We start from the raw sequence: 3,648 nt of genomic DNA, 5'->3' as shown, positions 1-3,648 counted from the left end.
GAAACGGAGGTCGTCGCCGTGTCCGGCAGATCCCCATGTGGGTGACCAGATCGAACAACCTCAAGCCGATCACCGGAGGTAAAACGACAAGCTGACCTGACGTCATAGACCCTTTGGTGCAGCGTACTTGCTCAGGCTGCGCCGAAGGGCCGGGCATCGCCGGTGCGTGACGTCGGACCTCGGCGGGATGGCCCAGGTGGTGATGGCGTCATGGGTAACCCCCCGCTCGTTCACGCCGCACCGGTCCCGGCGCCCAGTTGCTCCATGAGGGAGAAGAGGTTCGCCACCCCCCAGTGCTCGGTGATCTTGCCGTCGACCACCCGCATGGCGTCCACGGTTTCGAAGTGGACCTTCCGGCCGGTGGGCGCGATCCCGAAGAATTCGCCGCTGTGGGTGCCGTGGTAGGTCTTGTAGGTGGTGACGAGGTTGCCGTCGGCGGCCTGCCAGTGGATCTCGGGGCGGAAGTCGGGGAATGCCGCCCGCAGTACCCGGTAGAGCTCCAGCGCGCCGGCCTTGTCGGGGGTGCGCCCCGGCTGGGGGGTGTGGTCGACGAAGTCGTCGGCCCAGAGCTCGTCGAACAGGGCCCAGTTCCCGCCGCCCTGGACCTCCTCGGTGTTGCGCCGGACGACAGCCTTGGCGGCTTCGCTCACATCGTTCTGGTTCATCGGAGACCCTCCTGCAGGGGCTGTTCTGTCTGCCTGGTGCGGTCCGGGCCGCGCCGCCCGGATGGTTGATGGCTGATTCGGCGTCAGATGACCGGGGTCGTGAAGCCGTCGACGACGAACGCGGTACCGCTCACATAACTCGACAACTCCCACCCGGGAAACGCCACGGCGCCGGCGGGCTCCTGTGCGTCGGCCGCGTGAAGGCCCGCTGCCGCCCCGCGCGGGTCTCGTCGACACGCGGGGCGGAACCCCCGTGCCGCGCTATTGGTCCGATCGGCTGGCGGCCCTGCGGTGACCCGGCGCGCCGGGTCACGGCGGGGCCGGGCCGGTGCGACCGACGGGCTAGGTTCGGGCCCGTGACCGGCAACGACGCGGTCCTGGCGCTGGTTGTCGCCACCGCGCTGGGTTTCGACTTCACCAACGGATTCCACGACACCGGCAACGCCATGGCGACCTCGATCGTCACCGAGGCACTCCGCCCGCGCGTCGCGGTCGCCGTCTCGGCGGTGCTGAACCTCGTCGGCGCGTTCCTGTCGACCGCCGTCGCGGCGACCATCGCCGGCGGCCTGGTCGACAGCGGAGGCGTGACCCTGACCGTGGTCTTCGCCGGCCTGGTCGGCGGCATCCTGTGGAACCTGACCACCTGGTTCCTCGGCATCCCCTCCAGTTCCTCGCACGCGCTCATCGGCGGCGTGGTCGGGGCGACGATGGCCGCGGCCGGCGCTTCCGCCGTCAAATGGCAGGGCCTGGTCTCCAAGGTGATCGTGCCCGCCGCGCTGTCTCCGTTCATCGCCGGCACGGTCGCCGCGATCGGCACCTACCTCGTCTACCGCCTCACCCGCGGCGTGCCCGAACGCCCGCGCGGGCGCGGCTTCCGGCTCGGCCAGGTCGGCTCGGCCTCCATGGTCTCGCTCGCCCACGGCACCAACGACGCGCAGAAGACCATGGGCGTCATCACGCTGGCCCTGATCGCCAACGGCACCCTGGACACCGGGGCCAGGTCCCCGACCTGGGTGATCGCATCCTGCGCGACAGCGATCGCCCTTGGCACCTACCTCGGCGGCTGGCGGGTCATCCGGGCGCTGGGCAAGGGGCTCCTGGAGATCGAGCCGCCGCAGGGGATGGCCGCCGAGTCCGCTTCGGCCGCCGTGATCCTCTCCTCCACCGACTTCGGCTACTCGCTCTCCACCACCCATGTGGCCACCGGGTCGATCCTGGGCTCGGGGGTCGGCAGGAAAGGCGCCGTGGTGCGCTGGCACATCGCCCGCCGGATGGCGGTGGCCTGGCTGTCCACCCTGCCGACCTCCGCCGTGGTCGGTGCCGCGGCCTACTGGGCCGCCCACGGGATCGGCGGGACCCCGGGCATTGTGGTGATCTTCATCGCGCTGGTGCTGGCCTCGATCGCCTTCTTCGCGGCCTCCCGCCACCCCGCCGTGACACCGGAGAACGTCAACGCCGCATGGACGGGTTCGGTGGCCCCGGCCCCGGCCCCGGACACGGAGAAGGTCACCTGGTGAACTCCTGGATCAACCTGGCCGCGCTGTGGAAGATCGTCGCGGTCGGCCTGCTCGCCGGCGCAGGCCTGCCGGCCCTGTTCGCCATCGGCCTGCGCGCCCTTAACCCACCGGCCCGGACTGGCGGCTACGCCGTCGCCGGCCTGTGCTTCGCCGCAGTGCTCGCCGCGATCGGCTGGGGCATCTCCGTCATCGTCAACCACCGCTGAACGGTCCGGCCGACAGCAACAGGACCGAGGAGGTCGGCGCCCGCAGGGCCTGCCCGTTGGCGCCGACGGTCCGGGCCGCAACCGCCGTCCGGCCGCAACCGCCGTCCGGCCGGAGGGCGGCGGGAGGCCGCCGTGCCATGACCTCCGTCATCGCGGACCAATGATGAGCCGCGGACCCCGTGGGCGGACGGTCGCCGAGGTGGCGGCCTCCCGGAGGCGGACGGGCTCGGCCGGTCGGAGCCGCCGGCGGGCCAGGACGGCCGCGGCGACGGGCCGGTCGCCGCGGCCGGTCCGGTCACTTCGCGAGGAAGGCCGGCAGCGCGGTGTTCACCCCCTCGGCGTGGGTCCACAGCGGGCGGGCCCATCGCGGCCCGACGTGCGGTCTCGCGCTGCTTCCGTGGTGCCCCGACGTCGCCGTCGGCCAGATCTGGGTGACGCCATCTCAGTCGGCCTGTGGCACCGGGGGATTGCCGCGCGGGGTGAGGGTCGCCCCCGGCAGGACGGGGGCCGGAAGGCGGTCTCCGGGGCGGCCGGTGACGCTGCCGAAGCGGTCGGACCCGCGCTGCCACTCCTCGCGGGCCTCGACGATGTCCCGGTGGCTGCGGCCGATGAAGTTCCACCACATACCACGTGATCCGCGTTTCTTCCCAGGTCAGGGGTGTGGCGAACCATCTGCGGTCAGCAGAACGCCAGCATCGGACGGGATGGAGACCGCACACGATGGCACCGAGGACCCTGGCCCGCGGCATGGGCACCTTCTTCAAGACCTGCGAGCACCCGCAGGCACGGTGGTCGAAGTGCCCCCACGACTACAAGATCCGCTTCCGCAACGCCGCCGGGAGGCAGACCGAGGAGTCCGGCTTCGCCACCCAGGACAAGGCGATCGACCGGCTCACCGAGATCTACCGGGCGAAGCGCGAGAACCCCTGGAGCCAGAGCAAGGCCGAGCGCAACCGCAAGTACGGCGCGATGAACTTCGGGACGTACACCGAGGAGTGGAAGGCCGGCCAACGCGCGCTCGCCCCGGCGTCGCTGCGGCACCTCGACTCGCTCCTCGAACACCACCTCTACCCGGCCTTCCACAGCCGCCGGATGGCCACCTTCGACCACAAGGTCGTCGACGCCTTCATCCAGACCATGGAGCGCAACGGCGTCGGCCTAGCCACAATGCCGGTGACTTTGTGGTCGGTGTCTCGTTGGTTGTGGTGTGGCGAGGGTGGGGCAGGTCAAGTCGCCTGCGGATGAGCGGATATCGGACCG

At 71.1% G+C, this 3,648-nt stretch carries 5 protein-coding genes; 3 read left to right on the top strand and 2 right to left on the bottom strand.

Features of this window, described 5'->3' with window-relative positions:
• Positions 1 to 230: 230 nt before the first annotated feature.
• Entirely contained in the window at positions 231 to 665 is a 435-nt protein-coding gene (locus ACIQIB_RS39300) for an ester cyclase (protein WP_400656904.1), read from the bottom strand.
• A 356-nt stretch (positions 666 to 1,021) separates the two neighbouring features.
• On the opposite strand from ACIQIB_RS39300, the gene ACIQIB_RS39295 reads away from it, so the two are divergent.
• Positions 1,022 to 2,182: an anion permease gene (locus tag ACIQIB_RS39295; protein WP_400764253.1), complete on the top strand. Its 1,161-nt coding sequence runs from the start codon at positions 1,022 to 1,024 to the stop codon at positions 2,180 to 2,182.
• Positions 2,179 to 2,388, top strand: coding sequence for a hypothetical protein (locus ACIQIB_RS39290; protein WP_400656900.1), 210 nt, complete (start codon positions 2,179 to 2,181; stop codon positions 2,386 to 2,388). Before ACIQIB_RS39295 ends, ACIQIB_RS39290 begins: the two co-directional genes overlap by 4 nt.
• Before the next feature lie 442 nt (positions 2,389 to 2,830).
• Here the strand turns inward: ACIQIB_RS39290 and ACIQIB_RS39285 are convergent, their stop codons facing one another.
• The gene (locus tag ACIQIB_RS39285; RefSeq protein ID WP_400656898.1) at positions 2,831 to 3,013 is read right to left on the bottom strand and encodes a hypothetical protein; all 183 of its coding nucleotides are present in this window, start codon (positions 3,011 to 3,013) and stop codon (positions 2,831 to 2,833) included.
• A 95-nt stretch (positions 3,014 to 3,108) separates the two neighbouring features.
• On the opposite strand from ACIQIB_RS39285, the gene ACIQIB_RS39280 reads away from it, so the two are divergent.
• Positions 3,109 to 3,633 carry a hypothetical protein gene (locus ACIQIB_RS39280; RefSeq protein ID WP_400764250.1) on the top strand — a complete coding sequence of 175 codons (525 nt, stop codon included), beginning with the start codon at positions 3,109 to 3,111 and terminating at the stop codon, positions 3,631 to 3,633.
• Positions 3,634 to 3,648 lie beyond the last annotated feature (15 nt).

It is taken from the genome of Kitasatospora sp. NPDC092286 (genome assembly GCF_044755565.1).
In the GTDB taxonomy this organism is placed as follows: Bacteria; Actinomycetota; Actinomycetes; order Streptomycetales; family Streptomycetaceae; genus Kitasatospora.
The sequence above is the reverse complement of the archived record's forward strand: the minus strand, read 5'-3'. Positions and strand labels throughout refer to the sequence as shown.